This is a genomic window from Bacillus sp. AFS055030, from assembly GCF_002574545.1.
In the GTDB taxonomy this organism is placed as follows: Bacteria; Bacillota; Bacilli; order Bacillales; family Bacillaceae_G; genus Gottfriedia.
The window spans coordinates 17,326-43,771 of the sequence record NZ_NUGT01000007.1 but is presented as its reverse complement, the minus strand read 5'-3'; the positions used below and the strand labels follow the sequence as shown (position 1 = coordinate 43,771).

Here is a 26,446-nt window from a genome sequence, read left to right as displayed (position 1 = left end):
ATTGTAACTTGTTACACTAAAAATTTTAATAATTTCAATATTTTGATGATAAATTAATTATTTTTAATCTACATACTCAAGTAAAGAACATAAAAAAAGAACCCTCATTTTTTTGAGAGAACTTTCTTTATATTCCTTATAGAATCATCTGTTTGAATATGAGTGCCTATTTTTTAACCTCTTTCACAAATTTCCACGTTAGCCCATTATCCCTTGATTGATAAAGTTCGCTACTATTACCGTTATAATCCCCGTCTGAACCTTGACCAACCAACATGCTTAAAACTCCGCCTTCCTTAAAAGGTAGACTTGGCGTATCAAATGGTTTTATAGTCTGTCCGGAATGCAATTTTACTTCGTGAGGTGTATAGTTTACTTTTTTGAAAGTTTTACCCCCATCGTCTGTGCGGTATAAGGATCCTTCATTTCCAGAAGGATTAACTGCTCCTAAAAATCCGAGTTTGTCATCAAAAAAGATGATTCCCGTTGCGCCTCCAACAGTTCCGCTGTATGGGTCATTATTTATAACGGTCCATGTATTGCCTTCATCAGTGGTTTTGCTTAATGAATAAAACGTGCTCCCTAAAGCCTTATCAGCAACGTTTAATTTATAACCGACTTCTTTAGATTGGAAAAACTGTTCGTTTGTATTTGTTTGTTCATTTTTCTTCTCATTTGAAGTAACTTGATTTGAAGAAGGTTTGCTCCAATTTGGATCGCCTATTAAGTTATATCTAGAAGGTGTAATGAATTGATCCATTCCAGGAACAAATAACGATACAGTATACCCAATGATTTCTGTACTCGCTGTTTCCGGATGATATTCTCTTCCATTCTTATCAATATTAATGATTCCATTTGGATTGTACCCCCAATTTCTTTTGCCGTAATAGAGCAATCCATACTGATTTTCATCCCATTTACTAACTGCTTTTTTAATTGGAATCACATTAACGGTTTCAAGTAAAGGTTTTAATAGTTTATCGTTATTATAAGTAGGAGCAGCATAACCGTTTAAATAGACTGTAATATTTTTCGACTTATTTTTATCATAAGTTATTAGAAAACTTTCTTCTTTTCCATCATCATTCTTCCCATAAACAAATGTGTCAAAAGATGTAATGATTCCATTCGAATTAAATTTTAGGGAGAAATTATTTTCCATATAAAGTTTTTTAGGCAATTTATGCTTGTTATCAATATCTTCAAAAATGCCCTCTACACCGTATTGATAGATATTATTATGCTCAAATTTAATCGATCTTTCGTTTTTCAATGACTCTATATACCACGCAAGTTTACCACCAAAATTTGTCGCACTTTTATATATGTTTACTCCATAAAATAATGTTATTGCAACAAACAAGATTATAGAAATCCACTTCCATGCTTTTATATCTGTTAGTTTGTTCTGTTTCCGCTCACTACCTTTTATAACTTTTATTGCGGTAAATAAAATGACCGATATTATTAGGGCTAAGCTTATTAATAGCATAGGTAGATTTTTATCGATACTTCCATACTTGCAAATTGCAGCTAACTTTACTCCAAATATCCAGTATCCAATTAAGAAAAGTGGATTTGCTAATAATGTTATAAGTATTCTTTTTACTTTTCCCTTCAATCTGTAGATCCTCCTTAATTGAATTTGGCGTTCAATTCACTAACTATAAGTATACTTTGTTTGATTCTGCATGACTTGTTATTTATAGTTTTTTCTTATTAAAAAAACCACCCCATATAAATCTTAAGATTTTCTTAATATTAATAAAAAAAGATTTCAGTTTTCTAGAGAGATTTTTCGTGAATTCATATATAAAAAATTGGTTCGAAAAAATAAGAAACATCCTAACGTCCTGAAGGCTTTAATACAAAGAGGACTGATCATGTTGATATCTGATTGGAGAATCTAAGTGGTGCCACAATTAATATCTAATAAATAGAAAAGGGAATGTGCCACCCAAAAATTTTGGTAGCACATCCCCTTTTCTATTTTCCTTATAAACGGCCATTTATGTTAATTCTGGCCAATACTCTCTATTTGCTTCAATTAAATCATCTAATATTTCTTTGGCTACTTTTGCACTTGGTACCGTTTTAGATAGCGTTAATGCCTGCCAAAGTTTTTGGTAACTGCCTTCAATATAAGCTTGTACGACTAGTTTTTCTACTGTTACTTGTTGGTACATTAATGCTCTTTGGAATTCAGGAATCTTTCCTTGGCTTAATGGTTCTGGTCCATCTGTTCCAACAATACATGGAACTTCTACCATCGCATCATTATCAAAGTTAGCAATCGTTCCGTTGTTTTCTACAATTAACAGCATTCTTTCGTGCGTGTTAAATGCAATGGCACGAGCAAGGTCGACAACAAAAGTTGCGTGGGCTCCCATTTCAAATTCGCAATCTTTGGAAGTTCCATTTTCAATAATCGTTCTTGCCATAGAAAAGACTGTCTTCTCTCTTCCAGCTATAACTTCATTTGCTCTTGTGTATTCCTGATTAGATGTTTTTACTACATAATCAGGATAGAAGTAATATTTTAAATAAGTGTTAGGCAGAAATCTTGGATCAATCGCTAAAAGATCTTTAGCTTTTTTATGTGTTTCCTGCCAGCTAGCGTCTGTATGCTGAGTATCGACTTCTTTTTGAGTTAAATAGCCGTTTTCCGCTACATAATCACGAATTTGAGGTAGATATTCTTTTCCTTCTTTATCTTTTATACTTGTCCACCAACCGAAGTGATTTAATCCAAAATAGCGTACTTCTAAGTCCTCTGGTTCCTTACCAACGATGTGTGACATTCTACGAAGAGTACCTACAGGCATATCACAAATATTTAGTACTTTTGAATTCGGACGAAGGACACGGCAAGCTTCAGCTACAATGGCTGCAGGATTAGAATAGTTTAACATCCAAGCATCCGGAGAATATTGTTCCATCAAGTCGATCATTTCGATCATAGGTCCAATACTTCTCATTCCATAAGCGATTCCACCAGGTCCGCACGTTTCTTGCCCGACAACATTATGTTTTAATGGAATTTTTTCATCCATTTCACGCATTTCATATTTTCCAACACGGATATGGGCAAAACAAAAGTCGATATCACTGAAAGCTTCTTCTGGATCAGTTGTAAAACAATATTCAATATCAGGGGCATTTTCTTTTAGCACAATCTCAATTGCCTCACCTAATACCGCTTGTCGTTGCTCATCATTATCATATAATTTTAGTTTTCTAAGTGGGAAACGGTCAAGATTATCTAATAACATCATGACAATCCCTGGTGTGTACGTACTTCCTCCGCCTGCAATAACAACTGAGAATTTTTTCATCTTCTCCATTCCCTTCTAATCTATAGTTCTATGTTTGTTTCTATTTTTATTCATTTTTACTTAATCCCAAATAGTTATCAACTGCTTTACGAACGTTATTTACCTGTAAGCCGTAGACAACCTGGACGTTTTTATCGTTAATAATAACGCCACTAGCACCTGTTTCTCTCTTTAATACATCTTCGTTAACCTTTTCTGGATTATCCAGTGTCAGTCGAAGTCTTGTATAGCAATTGGTAATTGTAGTAATATTGCTCGCTCCGCCTAATGCACCAACGATCACTGGGGCAATTCCGTCATCCCCTTGCGTCGCGGCAGCTTCGGCTTTTCCTCGGCTTTGCTTTTCTTTATATTCTTGCTTCGTATATAACTTTGTTTCTCCACCTTCATCTTCTCTTCCAATTGTTTTGAAGTTAAATTTCGTAATTAAAAAGCGGAAAACTACATAGTAAATACCGAAGTAGATTAATCCTATTAAAATATACATTGGCCAATGTGTTTTTTCGACTCCAAGTGGTACGTTGAACAATAAGAAGTCAATCATACCGTTTGGACCAATTGCACGAACATCAAATAGATGGAACGTCACCATCGCCAAACCACTTAACACAGCATGTACGACAAATAATAATGGCGCCACGAACATGAAAGAGAATTCAATAGGTTCTGTAACACCTGCAATAAATGATGTAATAGCAGCAGGAATTAAAATCGCTCTTGCCTTTGCTTTGTTCTCTGGCTTTGCTGTATGGTACATCGCTAAACATGCACCAATTAAACCGAACATTTTTGAAATACCACGAGCATCCCAAACGACACTTGGAGAAAGCTCTTTTACAGAAGGATTTGTAATTTCCGCGTAATAAATATTTCTTGCTCCTTCAAATACTTGTCCGCCAACTTCTTGGACACCACCCAATGATGAATATAAAAATGGTGTATAGACTAAGTGATGTAGTCCAGTAGGAATTAATAAACGTTCCAATGCTCCATATAAAAATATTCCGAAGCTTCCACTATGTTGGATAAACGACCCTAGACCATTAATTCCAGATTGGAAGACTGGCCAAATATAAGTAAGTGCAATAGATAAAAGTACAACAACGGGAATAAGTACGATAAATACAAATCGTGATCCTCCGTAAATTTGGAACGCACCTTTAAATTCTTTATCAACGAATTTATTGTGAACGATAGCGGTTACAATTCCGAGAATAAGTCCAAGGAACACACCCATATCAAGGATTTGTACACCCAATACGGTAGTTTGTCCTGATCCTTGCAACGTTTCACCTTCAAACAGAATTCCGCTAAGTTGCATAAATTTATTCATAGCGTTTACAAATACTAGATAACCTAATAAAGCTGTAAATCCTGCAATCGCTTTTTCTTTATTAGCTAACCCAATTGCAATCCCTACACAAAATATCAGTCCCAAGTTAGCAAGAATCGAAACCAATGATCCAGTTAAGATTGTCCCAAAACCGGTAGTAATCGGATTATCCAAAAACGGAAAGACTTCCATTAGCTTTGGATTAGTAAATAAATTACCGAATGCAATTAAAATACCCTCAATCGGTAAAATAAGTATTGGAATGAACATTGCTTTTGAAAATCGTTGCATGGCCTCCATGACTTTCATTTTCATTTTGCCTTACCCCTCCTATATATGTAATCGTTTTCGTTTATAGGTTAAGAATACAATGTAAGCCCTTTTATAGTCGATAGAATTAAGGGAACAAAAAACGTGTTTCACATATTGAAACACGTTTCATTCATTCCTATCCTTTTTGGTAATAATCGTCTCTACATACTGCTTGACGATAAATTCAAACATTAACATCAAACTTGGAAAAAAGCTATTTGGCAGAACGTTTCGGTCATCAAGTTTATTATGATCGATGATTTTAAAATTCAAATCAGAAAGTCCTGCAATTCGGTTTTCTATTTCTTTTGTGAACGACACTGTAAAAATGTTATGCTCTTTTGCAGCCTGTATTTTATCAATGATTAACTGTGTTTCGCCCGATTTTGAGATAACCACTAAAGCACCAATATCTTCAAGGTTATTTTCAAAAACGCCAATCGAATCACTACCACTTGCAAAGATTGTTTTTTTACCCAATACTAATAATTTTTTATACAAGTATTCAGCTGCAATAGCTGAAAAACCAGTAGCATAAATAAAAATATAATTTTGACGCAGATTTAATACATTTTGTATAAACGACTGAATATCCTCTATTGAATTATTGTTCAAAAAGTCTCTTTCACTAATCTCTAAGAAATCTCCGACAACGCCACTTGTTGTTAATTCTACCTTTTTCACTAATGGCAACAGTTGATAATACATATCCACGAATCCAGCATATCCCAATTTTTTTGACAGGCGAATCACTGTCGCGGGGGAAGTAAAATTTTCCTTCGCAATTTTACGAACTCCCATTTGCAAAACTGTATCAATATGATTAATGATATATTGCACTATTTGGATTTCTACCTCTGAAAGATTCTTTCCTTGAATAATTTTTCTGATGTCAATCATAGTTTAATCTCCCACTCTTTTATAGGGGTGACTCTAGCTACTAAGCCATGAACCGTACTCTAGAATTTTCGTCACACTGTAAACATTCTCCACTCTATTTAAGTTATCGTTTACTACTAACATTTCTTCTTGTATTATTTGCTCCATGTACGATATTAATTTTACCATCTGTTTTAACTATTCTTCTAAAAAAGAGCCTAATCTATTTATGATAAGGTTCATTCCTATTGATTCTAAATGACCTGTAAATTTGCTCAACTAAAACTAATTTCATTAATTGATGTGGAAAAGTCATTTTTGAAAATGACAATGTATCATCCGCTCTTTTCATCACAGCATCACTTAGACCTAATGAACCACCAATTACAAATGCTACTTTGCTGTTTCCATATGTAGCAAGTTGATCTAATTTTTTTGCTAGAGATTCAGATGTATGTTCTTTTCCCTTAATTGCTAATGCAATTACATATGTGTCTTCTGCTATTTTACTTAAAATTCTTTCCCCTTCTTTTTCCTTCACGATTTGCGTGTCTGCATCACTTAAATTCTCTGGTGCCTTTTCATCTGCAACTTCGATTATATCCATTTTTGCATAACTAGATAATCGTTTTATGTATTCATCGATCCCCATCTTTAAATACTTCTCTTTTAACTTTCCAACACTGATAATTGAGATATTCACACTGTATCCTCACTTTACAAACAAGTTATACACAAAAGTTATCCACATACCCACAATTTCTATCCACATTTAGTGGGGGAATCTATGTTCGATACAATATATATGGCATCATTTTGACAATATTCACAGGTTGTGGATATATTATGCGATTTTTCGACTTTATTCAACAAAGGTGTTTCACTATACTTATCCACAAAATCGTCAAGAGCCCATTCGATATGCTCATCACAGCTTAATATCATTTTTTCCATTTATACACAGCTCCTTTTTTTAACATAAAAAAGAGGAGAAAGTAAACTCTCCCCTTAAGTATGTGCTTTGTTTTATACATACACTATATCTGTTGGTTTTTGAGGATCCGTGTCATGAATTTCAAATTGCATCCCAACTTCAAATCCTTTTCCCTCTAATGTTTGTGTAACAGACATTCTGGCAAGCTCTTTCATATTATTATCTTGGCTTAAATGAGCAAGATAAATACGTTTTGTTTTATCTCCAATTACATCTGACATTGCTAGTGCAGCATCCTCATTTGATACATGACCAACGTCACTTAATATACGACGTTTAATACTCCATGGATATCTACCCATGCGTAACATTTCGACATCATGGTTACTTTCAAAAATGTACATATCTGCGTTAGAAATGATTCCCTTCATTCGGTCACTCACGTAGCCTGTATCCGTAATTGTAACAAATTTTTTGTCGTTGTGATGAAATACGTAAAACATTGGTTCAGCAGCGTCATGTGATACACCAAATGATTCTACTTCAATATCCCCAAACTGAATCGTCGTTTCCATGTTGAAAATGAACTTTTGTTCTGTTGGAATTTCTCCAATTAAATGGTTCATTGCTTTCCATGTTTTTTCGTTCGCGTAAATTGGGATTTGATATCTTCTGGCAAGAACACCAAGTCCTTTAATATGATCACTATGTTCATGCGTGACTAGAATACCTGAAACTTCTTTTATATCCCTGTTGATTTCTTTAAATAAAGACTCCATCGCTTTACCGCTTAGTCCTGTATCAACTAGTAGCTTCGTTTTCTCCGTCCCAACGTATAACGCATTTCCGGTACTTCCACTTGCAAGTACACTAAAATGCAGACTCATCTCTATTCACTCCATTGCTCTTTATCTATCTTAATTATTTGCCCCTCAATAGCATTTACAAAGTAATCCTGCTTTTCATTGATAACAATATGCCATGCTGGTGCTATGAACTTAACTCCATTTGATAATGGGATTACTGTATAATAGCCAAAATCAACTTTTGTAATACGATCACTCGGTTTTAACTCATCTTTCACAAATAAATTTTCAATGGCTTTAATTGCTGGTAAAGCTTCTTGCACATTCTTTTTATCAATCATTTCTTTTAAGTTTTCTAAATATCTTTGGCGATACCCGTAAATCTCATTTTTATCGTTATACTTTATTTCAACTACTGAGCTTTCGATATTATAAATTAGGCGATCTTTATAGGTTTGACAGAAGTATATCGTTTTTGTTGTTTGGTCTATTTGACAATAACGATAGTTACCACCATTCCAAACATGCTCTTTCACAAAGTTTTCTAAAAAGAGTATTTTATTTGTAGTTGCAATGGGAACTGGTTTTTTTAATTGGCTTTGTAATACATCTTTGTAGATTTCTATGTTCTGTCCTTTTCTATCAGCAACAGTTTTTTTCGAGAAATCCTTACTATTACCTGATATATAAGATTCCTTTAAAGAATTTTTAGGTAATGTCACATATGTGATATCATTTTCCTTTAATTGATCCTCAATACTCGATTCAGCCATCGTATCAAACTGATCGGAACTTCGCTTTTGATAATATTGAATCGCTAAAAATAAATCTAATACTAAGAAAGTTAAAATAAATATTGTTTTGATTCTACTCCAATCCAACAATATTCACCCCAGTTCTACTTAGCAAATCTTGATCAATCTTCTTATATGAATCATCATAATTTATAATCCAAACAGGTTTTAACTGGATTGCTCTGTTATAGTACGGTTGATTGATATTTGATTTATCATCATCAAATATCGTCTCGTACCCTAAGCTAATATCTTTAATAAGAGATTTGTTAATAGACTTATTATTCGATATGATCTCCATAATTTGAGAACCAGCCATTAACTCCATTTCACTTTCCTTCTTGTCCACCTGGATTCTAGTAAATTTATACAATGGACGTCTAAAGGTTTCTATATCATCTACTCCCCAACTCGTCGTAATTGTTGAATTATTATAAACGGGTAAATTATTTACAAAAAGTCTAAATGAAACTTCATTATTCTCTGGTTTAACACTAGATAATATATATCCATCAGTCCAGCCACCATGAGCATTAATAAAATCAACGCTTCTTTGAACTAATAAATTAGGACTTTGATTATTGTTGTTTTCAGCTGTTGTCGGGTTAACGAATGAAATTGAACGATTTAATGGTGACACTGACATTAACCTAGTACCATCTGTGAAAGTATCTCCTGAATCAGTACTTTCTCTTCGGACATTTGAAGGATCACTAAATATTGCATCTTTTAATTTATCAACATCTATATCCGTTGTAAGAAACTCCATCGTTGTTAATTTGATTGGTTTTTTAGGTAGATAAATTATTTTACCTGAATCTAACTCATATCTTAAGCTTTCAGTAAAGCTTTCGTAATTGTCTCTTATCTTTTCAACGGAAGTAATAATTAAAGAGTTATCAAAAGATGCACCATACAGAATATTTTGTGCTTCATTTGAAAAGTAGATCTTTGCAGAAGAATCTTGTTTAGTAGATAAATTGATAATAATTCTATCAAATAAAACATTTTGTAATCGTTTTGCATCTAAATTAAGTACTTTACCTAATGTCTCCACCGGCACTACAGTTGGAAAGATAATTTCTATTTTATTTTTTCCTTTTGTTATTGTTTGGTAGGCAACTTCAGTTGTTTTATTTGTCAGGTTTTCAAAGTTTGTGATTTCAGATTTCTGCAATGACCTATAAATTGGTGATATGTTACTTTGTTTAGTTGTTTCATAATTTTTATTTGATTCATGAACAACTAACAAATTCGGAATAACTATGTCCCCAAAGTCTCGTTTCGCACCAATCGAAACTTTTTGGACATAGTCTTGATTTTGAAGTACATCATATGTTGGTTGATATGACCATAAGCTATACGAAAGAACTAAGCTTACTATAACAAGCGTAGTTAATATAACAGATTTTATATGTTCTCTTCTCATTCCCACTCATCCTCTTGGTCATCAGCCACTGGAAGTGTGAAATAGACTGTTGTACCCTTTCCTTCTTCACTTTTAGCCCATATATGACCATCGTGCGCATAAATCATTTCTTTTGCCAAAGCAAGCCCTAGTCCAGTGCCTCCAACTTGTCTCGATCTAGCTTTATCTACACGGTAAAAACGATCAAATATCTTGGATAAATTTTCTTTTGGAATTCCCATACCTTCGTCAGTAATACTAACTAGTATTTGATCTCTAGACTCTTTAATACGATAAGTTATCGTCCCACCTTCTGGTGAATACTTTAAAGCATTTGAAATAATATTATCTAACACTTGTGTAATTTTATCTTCATCTATAAATACAAATCTTGTCTTGCTTATAAACTCTCGTTTGAACGATACTTCTTGAGACTTACTCATTTCATGTCGATCAATTATACGATTAAACAATTCCGTAAAGTTAACCCAATCCTTCATTAAACGATACTCGGTACTATCTAACTTAGATAATTGTAATAAGTCATTTACTAACCTAATCATTCGTTCAGTTTCATCTTGAGTTACTTGTAAAAACTTAGGGGCAATTTCTTTATTTTCCCAAGCCCCATCTGATAATGCTTCTAGATAGCTTCTCATCGTTGTTAGCGGCGTTCTTAATTCATGTGACACATTGGAAACAAAATCTCTACGTTCTTGATCTATTTTTTCTTGTTCAGTGACATCATAAAGTACAGCGATTAGACCATTAACTTTACCAGACTCTTTTTGTATAGTTGAAAAGCTAGCTCGTATAATCATTGGTATCTTATTATCGCTATAATCTAACATTATTGAATCTGGCTCATCGTATAAATCATCTAAAGTATTAACCTTTTCAATTCCTAATACCTCTAAGATTGATTTATTTAATACTGTTTCACGTGAAACATTTAGCATCGTTTCTGCCGGGTCGTTTAAGAGAATAATTTTCCCTCTACGGTCAGTTGCAATAACCCCATCCGACATATGCTCTAGTACAGATTGAAGCTTTCTTCTTTCTCCATCTGTTGAAGCTCTAGCTTGTTGTAAATTACGTGATAGATTATTAAATGATAATGTTAATTCACCGATTTCATCTTCACTATAGGCTTTTAATTTCCGAGAGAAATTTCCTTTCGCCATTTCTTGTGCCTGTCTTCTTATTTCAGAGATTGGCTTCGTAATTGCCTTAGCCAATAATATCCCTAAAATAGAGGTAATCGCGACTGCTATTAGTGTACCAGTTGAAAAAATACGATTAATTAACTCCATTCTTTCATAAGTACTTTCCATTGAAGCACTCGTATATATGGCTGAAACAATTTCGTCGCCTTCCATTACTGGAGTGACAATCGTTTTCATTCGATGACCATTTTTAGGATCGATTAACACTTTTTCGGTTCTAGTACCTACTAAAAGTGCTCTTTTAACTAAAATATTAGTTGTCCTTTTTCCAACAATAGACCGATTACTAGAATCTGAAGTAGCAATGACTTCACTATTTTGGTTAATAACTCTTACGTCTGATATTCCAATATTTTTCCCAAAGTCAGAAACAATTTTTTGGATATTAGCTTTTACCTCTGGATCGTCCAGAGTTTTCTTTTTTTCATACTCAATTTTTATATTATAAGCCAATAGCTTAGCACGTTCGTTTATCGCAACAGTAAAACTGTTTACGAGTTGCTTTTCGAGTTCTCTCGAAAAATAAACGCTAATAATTTGCATAGCTACTAAGATGAGTAAAATATAAACAAGTACAAATTTAAATACAATTGATTTAAATAAACCAACTTTATTATAAGCTGCCATTAATCTTGCTCCGGATCACGTAGGTAATATCCCACTCCTCTTCTTGTTACAATGAAAAGTGGATAACTTGGGTTGTCTTCAATCTTTTCACGAAGTCTTCGAATTGTTACGTCAACAGTTCGTACATCCCCAAAGTAATCATAACCCCAAACTGTTTGAAGTAAATGTTCTCTCGTCATAACTTGTCCGATATGCTTCGCTAAGTAATATAGTAATTCAAATTCGCGGTGAGTTAATTCTATCTTCTCGCCTCGTTTAGTTACGATATAAGCGTTTGGATTAATAACAAGCGAGCCAATAATAACTTCAACTGACTCCTCTTTTTCAGATGTAGTTCCTGTTTGATGTCTACGTAAGTTTGCTTTTACTCTGGCAAGCAACTCACGTGTACTAAATGGTTTTGTTACGTAGTCATCTGCTCCCATTTCTAAACCTAGTACTTTATCTAATTCAGAATCCTTTGCAGTAATCATAATGATCGGCATTTCATGGTTCTTTCTAATTTCTCTACAAACTTCTAAACCATCTCTAATTGGTAGCATAATATCTAATAAAACTAAATCAGGAAGAAACTCATCTACTTTTTGTAATGCTTCCTCTCCATCATACGCACAAACAATTTCAAAACCTTCTTTTTCTAAATTAAACTTCAATATATCTGCAATTGGTTTTTCATCATCAACTATTAATATTTTTTTATTCATTCCCCGCACTCCTTTTCTAGTCAGTTTTTGCTACCATCAATTCTATACATATCTTTTGCAATTTATTATTAAATTAGGCAACAAATAAACTTTTCATAGTAATTTCGTTTTGTGGACTATCTCTCTAAATATAATATGACTACAATTTTACGTGTTGTTTTTTTTACATACACCTAGATTTTTGAAAAAAACCCCTAGCTTGTTGCTAGAGGTCTACTCCACTTACTTCTATTTTAAATTAAGTATGTTTTTTTGTAAAATCGGTTCTATGTTAAATGTTTTAGGTGATGTAACTGGTAAGCTGGTTTTAATTCTTTTGAAAACTTAAATAGCGTTTTATTTACCATTTATCCTCTTCGGTTAAATTTTCAACCTTTTTATAGAAAACGTGACGCATTTTCTTACATTTCTTTCAGTCATAATCATCCCAACTAGATTTTACTCGTTTTCTTACACCATCTGCTTTTAATCGCCTGAATCGATAAAGCTGAAAACCATTCAATCGAGCCTCTTTGATAACGAAATATTTCAACAAAATGGCAAATTTCCCCGCTATGTTCCTCTACTTTTGCCACTAGGAATTCATTTCCACGTAACTCCACTCATTTAACTTGTTTCTCGACAATTCAAGTATAACAATTATTGGATGTTACGTGTTTTTTTATCTAAAATTGTGTACAAACCCAAACAAATAGTATAGAGCCGTAATTTTGAACTGTTTTATTCAATTTCTATAAGGTTTATATAAAATAAAAAACTACTGTATATACAGTAGTTTTTATGATGGCTCGGGACGGAATCGAACCGCCGACACGAGGATTTTCAGTCCTCTGCTCTACCGACTGAGCTACCGAGCCATTATATGGCGGTCCCGACCGGGATCGAACCGGCGATCTCCTGCGTGACAGGCAGGCATGTTAACCGCTACACCACGGGACCAAAGATAAGTTTAATAAAGGGATGACCCGTACGGGACTCGAACCCGTGTTACCGCCGTGAAAGGGCGGTGTCTTAACCGCTTGACCAACGGGCCACATTAATTAAAGAAAAGATGAGCCATGAAGGATTCGAACCTTCGACCCTCTGATTAAAAGTCAGATGCTCTACCTACTGAGCTAATGGCTCGTAATTAAAAATATTACTTAAACAGTTTAAAAAATTTATTTAGTCTCTAATGACGTCCTTGTCTCAGGTCGTAATTCAAGTAGCAGCTCGACAAGTACGCTGTAGTAATTACTTCGAAGTTTATTCGATCGTGCTCTACCTACTGAGCTAATGGCTCGTAATTAAAAATTCATAAACAATGTATTAGTTATGACGACAAGATTTATCTTATCATACTTTCAAATAAATTTGCAATAGTTTTTTAAAAAAAATAATAAAAGCCCTTAAAATTTTATTTAAGGGCTTTTTATTATATTAAGCTCCGTAAACGTTACGTACGATATTTGTTTGATTACGGTCTGGACCTACTGAGAATACAGATAATGGAATACCTACTAACTGAGACACACGTTCTACATAGTGTCTTGCATTAACTGGTAATTCATCAAGATTTTTTACTCCTGTAATATCTTCTGTCCAACCTGGAAGTTCTTCATAAACTGGCTCACATTCTGCAAGTTGTTTTAAGCTAGCAGGGAACTCAGTAATTGTTTCTCCACGGAATTTATAAGCAACGCAAATTTTAACAGTCTCTAGTCCTGTTAATACGTCAATTGAGTTAAGTGATAAATCAGTAATACCGCTAACGCGACGAGCGTGACGAACTACTACACTATCAAACCAACCAACACGTCTTGGTCTTCCAGTAGTTGTACCGTACTCGCGACCTACTTCACGAATTGTATTTCCAACTTCGTCGAAAAGCTCAGTTGGGAATGCACCTTCACCAACACGAGTAGTGTAAGCTTTACATACACCAACAACGTGGTTAATTTTTGTTGGACCAACACCAGATCCAATTGTTACTCCACCCGCAACTGGGTTAGAAGAAGTAACGAATGGGTATGTACCTTGGTCGATATCTAACATTACACCTTGTGCGCCTTCAAATAATACGCGTTTTCCACCATCAATTGCATCATTTAATACAACAGAAGTATCACACACATATTTTTTAATTTGTTGTCCGAACTCATAATATTCTTCAAAAATCTCATCGATATTTAATGAATTTGAATCATACATTTTTTCAAATAAGTTATTTTTCTCTTCAAGATTACGTTTTAACTTTACATAAAACTCTTCTTTATCTAAAAGGTCCGCCATACGGATTCCCACACGTGCAGCTTTATCCATATAAGCTGGTCCAATACCTTTTTTAGTTGTACCAATCTTATTATCACCTTTACGCTCTTCTTCTAACTCATCTTGTTTTAAATGATAAGGTAAGATTACGTGAGCACGGTTACTAATACGCAAGTTGTCAGTTGTAACACCTTTATCATGTAGGTATGCTAGCTCTTTCACTAAAGCTTTAGGATCTACAACCATACCATTTCCAATAACACAAATTTTTTCTGAGAAGAAAATACCTGATGGAATTAAATGAAGTTTGTACTTTTCACCATTAAATACGATTGTATGACCTGCATTGTTACCACCTTGATATCTAGCAACTACTTCTGCCTGTTGTGATAAAAAGTCAGTAATTTTTCCTTTTCCTTCGTCTCCCCATTGAGAACCAACTACTACTACTGATGACAATGTACTGCACCTCCGATTAAAAATACGCTATTTCCGAACTAAAACCAAAACTAGTATATCAAACTTACGGAATTTGTCAATAAATCTCTTTTAGCAAATATGTTCTAAGTTTTATTTGTTCGTAAATACAAACTAAAGAAATTGATAAAAGTAGTTTACCCTAACAAAAAAAAATAATCACATAGATTCACTATGTGATTATTTTTTAAATGAGAACAAAATAGTCGAAATCATACTAATTGAAAATATTATTAGGCACCAGGTGCTTGCTCATCAAACCTTCGTTCTAAGTTTACGAACTTGTTATATTCTTTTACGAATGCTAACGAAACAGTACCTACTGGACCATTCCTTTGTTTAGCAATGATAATTTCAATAATATTTTTATTCTCTGATTCTTTATCATAGTAATCATCTCGGTATAAGAACGCGACAATATCGGCATCTTGCTCAATACTTCCTGATTCACGGATATCAGACATCATTGGACGTTTATCCTGTCTTGATTCAACGCTACGTGATAACTGAGATAAGGCTATTAGAGGTACTTTTAATTCCCTTGCTAGTCCTTTGAGAGAACGTGAAATTTCAGATACTTCTTGTTGACGATTTTCTCCACTTTTGCCATTCCCTTGTATAAGCTGAAGATAATCAATTAGAATCATCCCTAAGCCATGCTCTTGTTTCAGTCTTCTACACTTAGCTCGTATGTCATTTACTCTAATACCAGGTGTGTCATCTATATATATGCCTGTTCCAGCTAGGCTACTAGCAGCCATCGTAAGCTTATTCCAGTCTTCTTGTTCAAGATTACCTGTACGTAATGCTTGGGCATTAATATTTCCTTCTGCACAAAGCATACGCATAACAAGTTGATCTGCTCCCATCTCGAGACTAAAAATTGCTACATTTTCATCTGTTTTAGTCGCTACGTTTTGTGCGATATTCAACGCAAAAGCTGTTTTACCTACTGAAGGACGAGCAGCTACTATGATTAAGTCGTTCGGCTGAAATCCCGCTGTCATACGATCTAAATCAGTAAATCCTGTAGGTACGCCTGTAATTTCGCCGCGTTGATTAAATAGTGTCTCAATCTTACTAAATGTAGTAAATACTACATCTTTAATACTTTGAAAACCAGAAACGTTTGTGCGCTGAGCTACTTTTAGAATACTTTTTTCAGCCTCGTTTAGTACAACATCTACTGGAATATCTGGAGCATAGCTTTCGGTTACAATATTTGTAGCGGTTCTTATTAATCTTCTTAAAGTAGATTTTTCTTCAACGCTCTTTGCATAGTATTCAACGTTAGATGCCGTTGGTACAGAAGCCAGCAAATCATTTAAGTATGATACTCCTCCTACTTCTTCTAACACACCTTGATTAGCTAGTTCAGAAGTTAGTGTGATAACATCAAGAGGCTCATTCCTTGAAGCAATCTTGAGCATCGCTTCAAATATTTTTTGATGGGCTGCTCGATAAAAGTCATCTGGTAAAAGCCGTTCTGATGTTGATATTAGCGCCTCTGAGTCTAACAGAATGGCCCCTAATACAGCCTGTTCAGCTTCTATATTCTGTGGTGGAGTACGATCATTTAGCAAATCACTCATTTCTTGTCCTCCAGATGCTTGTTTTTCTTATTGTTCTTTAACGTGTACTTTTAAAGTTGCACTTACTTCAGGATGCAATTTCACTTTAATATTTGTTACACCTAGTGCTCTAATCGCGTCATTCATTTCAAATTTACGCTTATCTAGTTTAATTCCATGTACTTTATTAAGCTCATCAGCAATTTGCTTGCTTGTGATTGATCCGAAAAGACGGCCACCCTCGCCCGATTTAGCTTTTAATTCTACCGTTAAAGTTTCAATTGTTTCTTTTAGCTTTTTACAATTTTCTAATTCGATTTGTGCATCTTTTAATTCTTTATTTTTTTTCGCTTCAAGAGTTTTCATATTACCTGCAGTAGCTTCAATAGCATCTCCATTTTTGATTAGGAAGTTTGCATAGCCATCAGCGATATTTTTAGTTTCTCCTTTTTTACCTTTCCCTTTTACATCTTTTAAGAAAATTACTTTCATTTGTTTGTTCTCCCTTCAATATATTCATCGATTATTCTCAATAAACGTTGTTCAACTTCTCTAATTGAAGAAGATTCAATTTGGGCAGCAGCATTTGTTAGGTGACCACCACCGCCAAGCTCTTCCATAATTAATTGAACATTTATATTCCCTAATGAACGACTGCTGATGCTAATAACATTATCAGACCTTTTCGCAATAATAAAAGATGCAATAACATCCGTCATCGTTAATAATGTATCGGCAGCTTTTGCGATTAACACTTGATCATAGTTTACATTATCTTTTCCAAAGCTAATTGCAAAGCCCTCTTTGTACATATAGGCTTCTTCTATTAATTCTGCTTTACGTATATATTCATTCATATCTTGTTTTAATAAACTTTGGACGAGGATCGTATCCGCGCCATTCGAACGTAAGTATGACGCTGCGTCAAAAGTTCGTGCCCCCGTTCGGAAAGTAAAACTCTTTGTATCAACAATAATACCTGCTAGTAAAGCTGTTGCTTCAAGCATGCTTAATTTTATCTTCTTAGGTTGATACTCCAATAATTCAGTTACTAATTCTGCAGTAGAGGAAGCATACGGCTCCATATAAACTAAAATTGCATCCTTAATGAAGTCTTCTCCTCTTCGGTGATGGTCTATAACAACAATCTTATCTGTCTCATTTAAAAGTGATTCTTCTTCAACCATTGTTGGTCTATGAGTATCTACTACAATTATTAATGTATCTTCAGAAATAATTTCTTTTGCTTTTTCGGGTGAAATAAAACAAGACATAAATTGTTCATTTTTAGACATTTCCTTCATCAACCGATGAACACTTTTGTCTACTTCATCTTTATTAATTACTACATAACCATCTACTTCATTATGCATTACCATTTTTAAAATACCAACTGCTGAACCAAGAGCATCCATGTCAGGTAACTTATGACCCATTATCATAACATTGGTGCTGCTCTTCATTAAATCTCTTAATGCATGCGAGATCACTCTTGCTCTAACCCTCGTCCTCTTTTCTACAGGGTTTGTCTTTCCACCGAAAAACTTTACTTTACCGTTAATGTTTTTAACAGTTACCTGATCTCCACCTCGGCCTAGCGCTAAATCTAAACCTGATTGGGCTAATTGTCCAAGCTCAGTTAAATTTAAACTGCCTACTCCGACACCGACGCTTAAAGTAAGAGGCAAATTACGTTTTGTAGTTTCTTCTCTTACTTGATCTAATATAGTGAATTTATTATTTTCTAATGTTGCCAGAATACCTTCATTTAAAACTACACTATAACGATCGGATGAAACACGTTTCAAGAATATACCATGGTTATTAGCCCAACTATTTAACATCGTTGTAACTGCACCATTTACGCTAGAACGCTCCTGATCATCTAATCCCTGCGTCATTTCATCGTAATTATCTAGTAAAATAACTCCGATTACTGTTCTTTGATCTTCGTATAACTTCTCTAGTTGAGCCTGTTCTGTCACATCAAATAAGTAAATATATCGTTCTTCCCTCTTAATAACAACTCGATATGTTCTTTTACTTATATTTAATACATCTTCTTTTTTCTCTTTTTTCGAAATTAAAGCCATTAATCCTTCAGATAGATCATATATGTGTTTACCAATTAATGAACGATCGTCTAAAATATTTAAAATATATTGATTGCCCCATTCAATATGGTACTCTCTATCGTAAAGTAATACTCCAATTGGCATTTCTGTAATTGCTTCATTACTTAAATTCTTCACTCTCGACATAACTGATTCTATATACATATCTAAAACGTAGCGATACTTAATTTCTAATTTTACAACTAGAAAAATAACGCATAAAAAGATAACGATAAAAATTATCCCTATTTTAGGTTGAATATAGACCACGGTTCCAATCAGAAACACTGAAAGAGCAGTTAAAAGATAGACGGGTATAAGAAACATCTGTTTCTTATGAAAATCTTGCATACGTTCAACCCCTAAGCCAAATAAAATCTAACTTACATATTAAAGTTTATTCACTTTTTTACAACAAATTAGTAACATATGTTTTTAATTTTAAATCTTTCTTCTATTAAATATTCCAATTGAGACGATTCCAATAAGTAAAACAATATAAATTAATGGTTGAATGATAAAACTTACTATCAATATAATAATTGGTACTGCCTTAGAAAATCGTTTTAAATAACTAAAATAAAAAATCGATGCATAACCCTGAACGAGCAGCAAAATTTGAAGTACATATGTTAAGTTAATCACTGCAGTATTGAGGAAGCTGCCTTGTTCCAAGTTGAAGAATGAAAAAATCATTACAATTAAAAAGAACCACATGAATCCAACTGGGAGTCTAAACTCTCTAAATGGCTTAAATTTCGGTGTCTTATAACCTAATCTCCTTATTAATGGAAAAGTCACTAGTTGTGTTAAAAAAGCAAGTATAAAACTAACCATTAACAGTAATGAAGGAATTAATGTAGGAATTAATTTAATAGCATTTGTGAGACTATCCAATGCCTTTTCATTGGTGTTTGTACCAAGACTGGCACTAAGTTCCTTACTTTTTTCTATAGCCTCAGTTGCCATGTCTATATTCTCTTTAACGAAATCAATATGAAAAATAGCTTTGAATAGTATGTAGGATAGTACTGTATGTATTAAATATAAAAAAGTACTGGTAAGTAAAATCTCCCCTTTACTTCGCTCATTTTTCAATAGATAACCAAACGCTACACCAACTGTTGAGTACATTAATGTAATTGGAAGTAAATTAAATGAGGTAATCACAATTGTTAATCCCAACGCCACACAGCAAATTAAAAGTGATTCCTTAATAGAGTATTTAATACTTAAAATAATAAACGGCAGCGGCATAAGGAATGCCATAATAAATGAGAGAAACGGTACAAATCTAAATATTAACAGTAGTACTGAGTAAATAGCTAATAGTACTGCCCCCTCGGTAATAAATCGAGTCGATTTCAAAATAAAGCTCCTTTCAACTACCCCTACTTATTTCACGATAAGCATACTATTTCTTATTTTACCATAAAACTTATTTTTTCATAAATACAAAAAAAGTACAGCATGAGAATGCTGTACTTTTTATTACTCAGCTTATTCAGCTACGTATGGTAATAAAGCCATTTGACGAGCGCGTTTGATTGCGATCGTTAATTTACGTTGGTATTTCGCAGAAGTACCAGTTACACGACGAGGTAAAATTTTACCACGCTCAGAAACGAAACGTTTTAATAACTCAGTATCTTTGAAGTCGATAGTAGTGATGCCATTTGAAGTAAAGTAACAAACTTTACGACGTTTAGCACGTCCACCTTTGCGTCCACCCATTGCCATTGTTATTTCCCTCCTCTACTATAAAATTAGTTTCTTAGTAATGCCAACCGATCAGCATTACACTGTTTTTATTATTAGAAAGGAAGATCGTCATCAGTAATATCAATCGTTTTGCTTGTCCCACCAAATGGATCATCATTAAAGCTAGGCTTTTGAGATGGTGCTTCGAAAGGATTTCCAGCGTTAAAACCTTGATTTTGTTGGTTCATACCGAATGAACCACCTTGGTTACCTGATGCATTTCTTGGTTCTAAGAATTGAACAGAGTCAGCTACAACTTCAGTTACATATACTCTCTTACCATCTTGACCATCATAACTTCTAGTTTGAATGCGTCCTTCAACGCCAGCTAAGCTTCCTTTTTTCAAGAAGTTTGCTACGTTTTCAGCAGGCTTTCTCCAGATTACGCAGTTAATAAAATCTGCTTCTCTTTCACCTTGCTGATTTGAGTAGGTACGATTCACCGCTAGAGTAAATGTTGCTACGGCAACCCCACTTGGTGTATAACGTAAGTCCGGATCCTTTGTTAAGCGACCTACAAGTACAACACGATTGATCATCTGATTCCTACCTCCCTAAAGCATTTAAAAAATATTATTTTTCTTCTTCACGAATAACGATGTGGCGGATGATATCTTCGCTGATTTTCGCTAAACGATCGAATTCTTGTACCGCTTCTGGTTTAGAAGAAACGTTTACAAGCATGTAGTATCCATCACGGAAATCGTTAATTTCATAAGCTAAACGACGTTTACCCCACTCTTTAACGTTTGTGATTTCAGCACCTTGTTCTGTTAAAACGCTGTTGAAACGCTCAACTAATGCTTTTTGTGCTTCGTCTTCCATGTTTGGACGAACGATGTACATGATTTCGTATTTATTCATCACAATGTCACCTCCTTTTGGTCTAACGGCCCAATTAAGGGCAAGGAGCAATTTTATTAATCACTCACGAGTTAAAATTATAGCATAGTTTTTTTAAGATAGCAAATCAATAATTTAGTTGCTATTCGATTAAACATTAAATCGGAAATGCATTACATCTCCATCTTGAACAATGTACTCTTTCCCTTCAAGACGTACTTTGCCTGCTTCTTTTGCTGCTGTCATATTACCATAAGTCGATAAATCCTCAAAAGAAACCGTTTCTGCACGGATAAAGCCACGTTCGAAGTCACTATGAATCACACCAGCACATTGTGGAGCTTTCATACCTTTTTTAAACGTCCAAGCTCTTACTTCTTGTACACCTGCAGTAAAATAAGTTGCCAATCCTAATAAAGAATACGCTGCACGAATTAATTGATCTAAACCTGATTCTTCAATTCCAAGTTCTTGAAGGAATGTACGTTTCTCTTCATCATCTAACTCAGCGATTTCTTCTTCAATTTTTGCACTGATTACAATTACTTGAGAACCTTCTTTAGCTGCAAATTCTCTTACTTTTTCAACGTATTCGTTAGCTGAAGCATCTACAAGGTCATCTTCACCAACATTAGTAATGTAAAGCATTGGCTTAGTCGTTAACAAATGCAATCCTTTTACTACTTTCATTTGCTCTTCCGTAAACTCTACTGAACGAGCTGGCTTGTCATTTTCAAATGCTTCTCTTAATTTCACTAAAATTTCATGTTCATAAGATGCATCTTTATCTTTTTGTTTTGCTAATTTAGCTACACGATCAATACGTTTTTCAACTGATTCTAAGTCTGCAAGAATTAGTTCTAAGTTAATTGTTTCAATATCTGCAATCGGATCAACTTTTCCAGATACGTGAGTAATATTATCATCTGCAAAGCATCGTACTACTTGGCAAATCGCGTCCACTTCACGAATATGAGATAAAAACTTATTTCCTAATCCTTCACCTTTACTTGCACCTTTAACGATCCCAGCGATATCAGTAAATTCAAAAGTTGTTGGAACAGTTTTTTTAGGTTGTACTAATTCAGTTAACTTTTCTAAACGGTAATCTGGTACTTCTACCACACCTACGTTTGGATCAATTGTACAAAACGGATAGTTTGCTGATTCAGCACCCGCTTGTGTAATTGCATTAAATAATGTCGACTTTCCTACGTTTGGTAATCCTACAATTCCTGCTGTTAATGCCATATTTTCCACTCCTATACGAACTTAGTTAATCTTTCACAATTATATTGATTTCAAAAAAAAATAACAAGAAAATCTAAACATTAATTCATAACATACGAAAGGTATCTAATACGAGCGATCCTTCAAGTTGCTCTACTAGATACCCATTGTTTTAAAAAACGTTCTACTCTTCAGAGCGAACTAAAACCTTTTTTAATTTTCGAGTGAACTCTCTACGAGGTATTAATACGCTATGTTCACATCCCTCACATTTTAATCGAATGTCCATACCCATTCGAATAATTTTCCATCTGTTCACTCCACAAGGATGAGGTTTTTTCATCTCTACTATATCATTTAGGTTAAATTCTTTTTCTTCCATTCGAAAACTTCACTTCCTTAAAATAGTAGCATATAAACTATACATTCGCATTTTCATTTTTAGGTTCTAATTGTTTATATAATACCATCTTTGGATACGGAATTTCTATGTTATTTCTTTCAAGTACTTCCTTAATTTCTTTTCGAATTGCTCTAGAAATCTTAAATTGTGTCATTGGTTTAACTTCTGAAGCGATTCGCAAAGTTACTTCTGATGGGCCTAAGTTTTGGATTCCTAGATACTCCGGAGGTTTTACCATTTCTTCATATCTAGCTGGCATCGTTTCTAAATGCTCTTCGATTACAGATTGCGCATGTTCAATATCGCCCTCATAAGAAATGCTAACATCTACCATTGCCACAGCATTATGTAATGAAAAATTAGTTACTTCGGTAATCATTCCATTTTGGATGATATGAAGCTCACCTGTTCCGCTTCTAATTTTTGTTGTTTTTAAACCAATTGATAATACTGTTCCTTCAAAATTTTGAACTCTAATATAGTCACCAACTGAAAATTGATCCTCAAACAAAATAAAAAATCCAGAAATGATATCCTTTACTAGGCTTTGTGCACCAAAACCAATTGCTACCCCACCTATTCCTGCTCCAACTAAAAGTCCTTTTATTTCCACACCAAAGATCGGGAGAATCGTCAAAGTAGCAATAAAGAATATGACATATGCAAGTACATTTTCCATTAACTTAATAAGCGTCACTGATCTTCTTTCTGATACTTGTAACGGTCCTCTAGCATTAACTTTTAAGAGATTACGGATTAACTTTCTTCCGAGTTTTACAACCAATACTGAAACAATAATAATTATAACTATTTTTATTGATGATCTTAAAATATTGTCCCATTGTTCTGGCGTTAGCATGCTTTTCTTTATTACTTTTTCAGCACTTTCTATATTTTCTGCTGCATTATTCATACTGTCTTTTTTCCCCCTAACTATTTTCAAATGACTTCAAACGTAATACTAAACGAATTATCACTTTAAAACTACAAATATGAACAAATGTAATAATAGTTTAATTTTAATGACGAAGGTCGCTTGACGAAAGTATAAATTGTTTAAATTTTGCATAAACTAATACTACTCTCTTAAATGAAAAGTAGGCGATATTATGCAATTTTCAGCAAATCCTTTGCGTAACCTATTCAAGGATGATTATTCTGTATTTCTAGATGACGAAAACGCTATTAACAGATTTGCAGATCGTTTATGTAAGTCGCTTCCAAGTTTACACACTAAAGAAATTGTTTTTGTATGTATTGGAACTGACCGTTCTACAGGAGACTCTTTAGGTCCTTTAGTGGGAACCATGTTAGGAGAATTAAACTTAAGTAAGTTTCACTATTATGGTACTCTTGATGAACCAATTCATGCGTTAAATCTTTCAGAACAACTTGAAATAATTAAAGGCAAGTATAACAACCCTTTTATCATTGCTGTAGATGCATGTTTAGGCAGAGTAAAAAGCATCGGTAGCGTGCGCTTATCCAATGGTCCTTTAAAACCTGGAGCTGCAATGAAAAAGGAGTTACCTTTAGTAGGCGAAATTAACTTAACCGGCGTAGTAAATGTTAGTGGATTTATGGAATTTTATGTTTTACAAAATACTAGACTAAGCCTAGTAATGAAAATGGCTAAGTTTATTGCGACTTCAATTAAAGAAACCGAAAGAAAATTTACCCGTCAATTAGATTATTAGCATAATAGTTTCTTAACTTTCAATTATAAAAAGGCAAATCAAAACAAAAAGGGAGTATTAACTGCATTGAAAGACAACACATTTAATATTCCCTAATGAATAACTCATTTTATAATTGAAAGAATTCTTTCCAAATCCTCTTTGTTAAAGAATTGGATTTCTATTTTCCCTTTATCTTTAGCCGATTTAATTTTAACCGACGTTCCAAATTTTTCTTGTAAAAGCTCCTCATACTCGCTAAAAAATATGTTTTTAGTTGGACTTTTCTTTGGTGTTTCACGTGAAACATTTTCATTGAGTTCATTAACTAACGTCTCAACTTCTCGAACACTCAGGTTTTTTTCAATTACTTTTAATGCTGTACTTTCAATTAACCCTTTTCGTTTTAGTCCTAAAAGTGCTCTTCCGTGTCCCATTGAAAGAGTACCTTCTTCGACCATTTTTTGAACAGAGTTTGGTAAAGTTAAAATTCTTAAATAGTTAGCTATATGTGGACGACTTTTCCCAAGTTTCTTCGCCAGTTGTTCTTGGGTTAAGTGTAATTGTTCAATTAAAGTTTGATATGCTTCTGCTTCTTCAAGAGGATTTAAATCATCTCGCTGTAAATTTTCTAAAACAGCTAACTCCATCATTTGATCTTCAGTCAGGTCTCTTACAATAACTGGAACCGTATTTAAACCTGCATTTTTTGCAGCACGATATCTTCTTTCACCAGCTACGATTTGGAAACCTTTTATACTTTTTCTTGCAATGATTGGTTGAAGAATCCCGTGTTCAATTACTGACTGAGTTAATTCTAACATTGCAGTCTCATCAAATACTTTACGAGGTTGGTATGGATTAGGTCTAAGTTCTTTTAGATCGATTTCCTGGACTAACTCTTCTTGTTGATTAATATCTTGAAAAAATGCTCCAATACCCTTACCCAAACCTTTAGCCATTATCAATCACTTCCTTTGCCAGATCAAGATATACTTCTGCACCTCTTGACTTTGGATCATATGTAATGATCGGTTTACCATGACTTGGTGCTTCGCTTAAGCGTACATTTCTTGGAATAATTGATTTATAGACTCTATCTTGAAAATATTTTTTTACTTCTTCTATAACTTGGAGTCCTAAATTTGTACGAGCATCTAGCATTGTTAACAGTACGCCTTCAATTGCTAAACTTTTATTTAAATGTTTTTGTACTAAACGTACAGTACTTAATAGCTGACTTAAACCTTCAAGTGCGTAGTACTCACACTGAACTGGAATAATAATTGAATCGGATGCAGTTAATGAGTTTAAAGTTAATAAACCTAGTGATGGAGGACAATCTATTAGAATATAATCATAGTTACCTTTTACTGTATCTAAAGCGCGTTTTAATCGTACTTCTCTAGAAATGGTAGGTACTAATTCAATTTCCGCTCCAGCAAGTTGAATTGTTGCCGGAATAATATCAAAATTTGGAATAGCAGTGTTTAAAATGACATTTTTTGCCTCAACATCATCAACTAATACATTGTAAACGCACTGATTTACGTCAGCCTTTTCAATTCCAATACCACTAGTTGCATTACCTTGAGGATCTATATCGACTAGTAATACTTTTTTTCCTAAGTGAGCTAAACAAGCACTTAAATTTACCGATGTTGTAGTCTTACCAACACCACCTTTTTGATTAGCTATAGAGATTACTTTAACCACTATGTAATCTACTCCTTCCACAACAAACAATTCTTATTTTCTAT

25 protein-coding genes and 4 tRNA genes are annotated in these 26,446 nt (G+C 33.9%); 1 reads left to right on the top strand and 28 read right to left on the bottom strand.

Annotated features, from left to right (window positions below; genetic code table 11):
• Positions 1-166: 166 nt before the first annotated feature.
• From CN925_RS02560 to CN925_RS02435, 26 genes are all read right to left on the bottom strand, one after another.
• On the bottom strand, positions 167-1,648 hold the full coding sequence (locus CN925_RS02560; RefSeq protein ID WP_483295158.1) for a WD40/YVTN/BNR-like repeat-containing protein: 1,482 nt from the start codon (positions 1,646-1,648) through the stop codon (positions 167-169).
• A 364-nt stretch (positions 1,649-2,012) separates the two neighbouring features.
• Complete coding sequence (locus CN925_RS02555) at positions 2,013-3,338, bottom strand: 6-phospho-alpha-glucosidase (RefSeq protein WP_218937212.1); 1,326 nt, start codon at positions 3,336-3,338, stop codon at positions 2,013-2,015.
• Positions 3,339-3,384: 46 nt separating this feature from the next.
• On the bottom strand, positions 3,385-4,986 hold the full coding sequence (locus CN925_RS02550; RefSeq protein ID WP_098844459.1) for a PTS transporter subunit EIIC: 1,602 nt from the start codon (positions 4,984-4,986) through the stop codon (positions 3,385-3,387).
• 123 nt (positions 4,987-5,109) lie between these two features.
• A complete protein-coding gene (locus CN925_RS02545) occupies positions 5,110-5,883 on the bottom strand; it encodes a MurR/RpiR family transcriptional regulator (protein ID WP_098844456.1) in 774 nt (257 codons plus the stop codon).
• Between the two features lie 202 nt (positions 5,884-6,085).
• Positions 6,086-6,565, bottom strand: coding sequence for a 23S rRNA (pseudouridine(1915)-N(3))-methyltransferase RlmH (rlmH, locus tag CN925_RS02540; RefSeq protein ID WP_098844454.1), 480 nt, complete (start codon positions 6,563-6,565; stop codon positions 6,086-6,088).
• A 59-nt stretch (positions 6,566-6,624) separates the two neighbouring features.
• Positions 6,625-6,807 carry a CxxH/CxxC protein gene (locus CN925_RS02535; RefSeq protein WP_098233312.1) on the bottom strand — a complete coding sequence of 61 codons (183 nt, stop codon included), beginning with the start codon at positions 6,805-6,807 and terminating at the stop codon, positions 6,625-6,627.
• A gap of 81 nt (positions 6,808-6,888) precedes the next feature.
• On the bottom strand, positions 6,889-7,683 hold the full coding sequence (locus tag CN925_RS02530) for an MBL fold metallo-hydrolase (protein WP_098844453.1): 795 nt from the start codon (positions 7,681-7,683) through the stop codon (positions 6,889-6,891).
• Positions 7,684-7,685: 2 nt separating this feature from the next.
• Positions 7,686-8,483, bottom strand: coding sequence for a two-component system regulatory protein YycI (locus CN925_RS02525; RefSeq protein WP_098844452.1), 798 nt, complete (start codon positions 8,481-8,483; stop codon positions 7,686-7,688).
• Positions 8,470-9,825: a YycH family regulatory protein gene (locus CN925_RS02520; protein ID WP_098844451.1), complete on the bottom strand. Its 1,356-nt coding sequence runs from the start codon at positions 9,823-9,825 to the stop codon at positions 8,470-8,472. The genes CN925_RS02525 and CN925_RS02520 overlap by 14 nt, the downstream gene beginning before the upstream one ends.
• Positions 9,822-11,657, bottom strand: a complete 1,836-nt coding sequence (walK, locus tag CN925_RS02515; protein ID WP_098844448.1) for a cell wall metabolism sensor histidine kinase WalK — start codon at positions 11,655-11,657, stop codon at positions 9,822-9,824. The genes CN925_RS02520 and walK overlap by 4 nt, the downstream gene beginning before the upstream one ends.
• On the bottom strand, positions 11,657-12,361 hold the full coding sequence (gene yycF, locus CN925_RS02510) for a response regulator YycF (protein WP_088012660.1): 705 nt from the start codon (positions 12,359-12,361) through the stop codon (positions 11,657-11,659). Before yycF ends, walK begins: the two co-directional genes overlap by 1 nt.
• 784 nt (positions 12,362-13,145) lie before the next feature.
• Positions 13,146-13,218, bottom strand: a tRNA-Phe gene (locus CN925_RS02505).
• A gap of 6 nt (positions 13,219-13,224) precedes the next feature.
• A tRNA-Asp gene (locus CN925_RS02500) sits at positions 13,225-13,300 on the bottom strand.
• Between the two features lie 22 nt (positions 13,301-13,322).
• A tRNA-Glu gene (locus tag CN925_RS02495) sits at positions 13,323-13,394 on the bottom strand.
• Positions 13,395-13,413: 19 nt separating this feature from the next.
• Positions 13,414-13,486: transfer RNA gene (locus CN925_RS02490), tRNA-Lys, on the bottom strand.
• A gap of 294 nt (positions 13,487-13,780) precedes the next feature.
• Positions 13,781-15,070, bottom strand: a complete 1,290-nt coding sequence (locus CN925_RS02485) for an adenylosuccinate synthase (RefSeq protein WP_098844446.1) — start codon at positions 15,068-15,070, stop codon at positions 13,781-13,783.
• A 251-nt stretch (positions 15,071-15,321) separates the two neighbouring features.
• A complete protein-coding gene (gene dnaB / locus CN925_RS02480; RefSeq protein WP_025568964.1) occupies positions 15,322-16,680 on the bottom strand; it encodes a replicative DNA helicase in 1,359 nt (452 codons plus the stop codon).
• 27 nt (positions 16,681-16,707) lie between these two features.
• A complete protein-coding gene (gene rplI / locus CN925_RS02475) occupies positions 16,708-17,151 on the bottom strand; it encodes a 50S ribosomal protein L9 (protein ID WP_098844444.1) in 444 nt (147 codons plus the stop codon).
• A complete protein-coding gene (locus CN925_RS02470) occupies positions 17,148-19,124 on the bottom strand; it encodes a DHH family phosphoesterase (RefSeq protein WP_098844442.1) in 1,977 nt (658 codons plus the stop codon). The genes rplI and CN925_RS02470 overlap by 4 nt, the downstream gene beginning before the upstream one ends.
• 90 nt (positions 19,125-19,214) lie before the next feature.
• The gene (locus tag CN925_RS02465; protein ID WP_180232805.1) at positions 19,215-20,141 is read right to left on the bottom strand and encodes a YybS family protein; all 927 of its coding nucleotides are present in this window, start codon (positions 20,139-20,141) and stop codon (positions 19,215-19,217) included.
• A 132-nt stretch (positions 20,142-20,273) separates the two neighbouring features.
• The gene (rpsR, locus tag CN925_RS02460) at positions 20,274-20,507 is read right to left on the bottom strand and encodes a 30S ribosomal protein S18 (RefSeq protein WP_025568960.1); all 234 of its coding nucleotides are present in this window, start codon (positions 20,505-20,507) and stop codon (positions 20,274-20,276) included.
• An 80-nt stretch (positions 20,508-20,587) separates the two neighbouring features.
• Positions 20,588-21,073 (bottom strand): single-stranded DNA-binding protein, encoded by a 486-nt coding sequence (gene ssb, locus CN925_RS02455; protein WP_098844439.1) that lies wholly within the window; start codon positions 21,071-21,073, stop codon positions 20,588-20,590.
• A 34-nt stretch (positions 21,074-21,107) separates the two neighbouring features.
• Positions 21,108-21,398 (bottom strand): 30S ribosomal protein S6, encoded by a 291-nt coding sequence (gene rpsF / locus CN925_RS02450; protein ID WP_098844591.1) that lies wholly within the window; start codon positions 21,396-21,398, stop codon positions 21,108-21,110.
• Between the two features lie 129 nt (positions 21,399-21,527).
• Positions 21,528-22,628 (bottom strand): redox-regulated ATPase YchF, encoded by a 1,101-nt coding sequence (ychF, locus tag CN925_RS02445; protein ID WP_098844436.1) that lies wholly within the window; start codon positions 22,626-22,628, stop codon positions 21,528-21,530.
• 163 nt (positions 22,629-22,791) lie between these two features.
• On the bottom strand, positions 22,792-22,989 hold the full coding sequence (locus CN925_RS02440; protein ID WP_098232427.1) for a DUF951 domain-containing protein: 198 nt from the start codon (positions 22,987-22,989) through the stop codon (positions 22,792-22,794).
• A gap of 37 nt (positions 22,990-23,026) precedes the next feature.
• Positions 23,027-23,923, bottom strand: coding sequence for a mechanosensitive ion channel family protein (locus CN925_RS02435; protein WP_180232804.1), 897 nt, complete (start codon positions 23,921-23,923; stop codon positions 23,027-23,029).
• Between the two features lie 196 nt (positions 23,924-24,119).
• On the opposite strand from CN925_RS02435, the gene yyaC reads away from it, so the two are divergent.
• The gene (yyaC, locus tag CN925_RS02430; RefSeq protein ID WP_098844434.1) at positions 24,120-24,707 is read left to right on the top strand and encodes a spore protease YyaC; all 588 of its coding nucleotides are present in this window, start codon (positions 24,120-24,122) and stop codon (positions 24,705-24,707) included.
• 104 nt (positions 24,708-24,811) lie between these two features.
• Here the strand turns inward: yyaC and CN925_RS02425 are convergent, their stop codons facing one another.
• Positions 24,812-25,648, bottom strand: a complete 837-nt coding sequence (locus CN925_RS02425; RefSeq protein ID WP_098844431.1) for a ParB/RepB/Spo0J family partition protein — start codon at positions 25,646-25,648, stop codon at positions 24,812-24,814.
• A complete protein-coding gene (locus tag CN925_RS02420; RefSeq protein WP_098844429.1) occupies positions 25,641-26,402 on the bottom strand; it encodes a ParA family protein in 762 nt (253 codons plus the stop codon). Before CN925_RS02420 ends, CN925_RS02425 begins: the two co-directional genes overlap by 8 nt.
• Positions 26,403-26,446 lie beyond the last annotated feature (44 nt).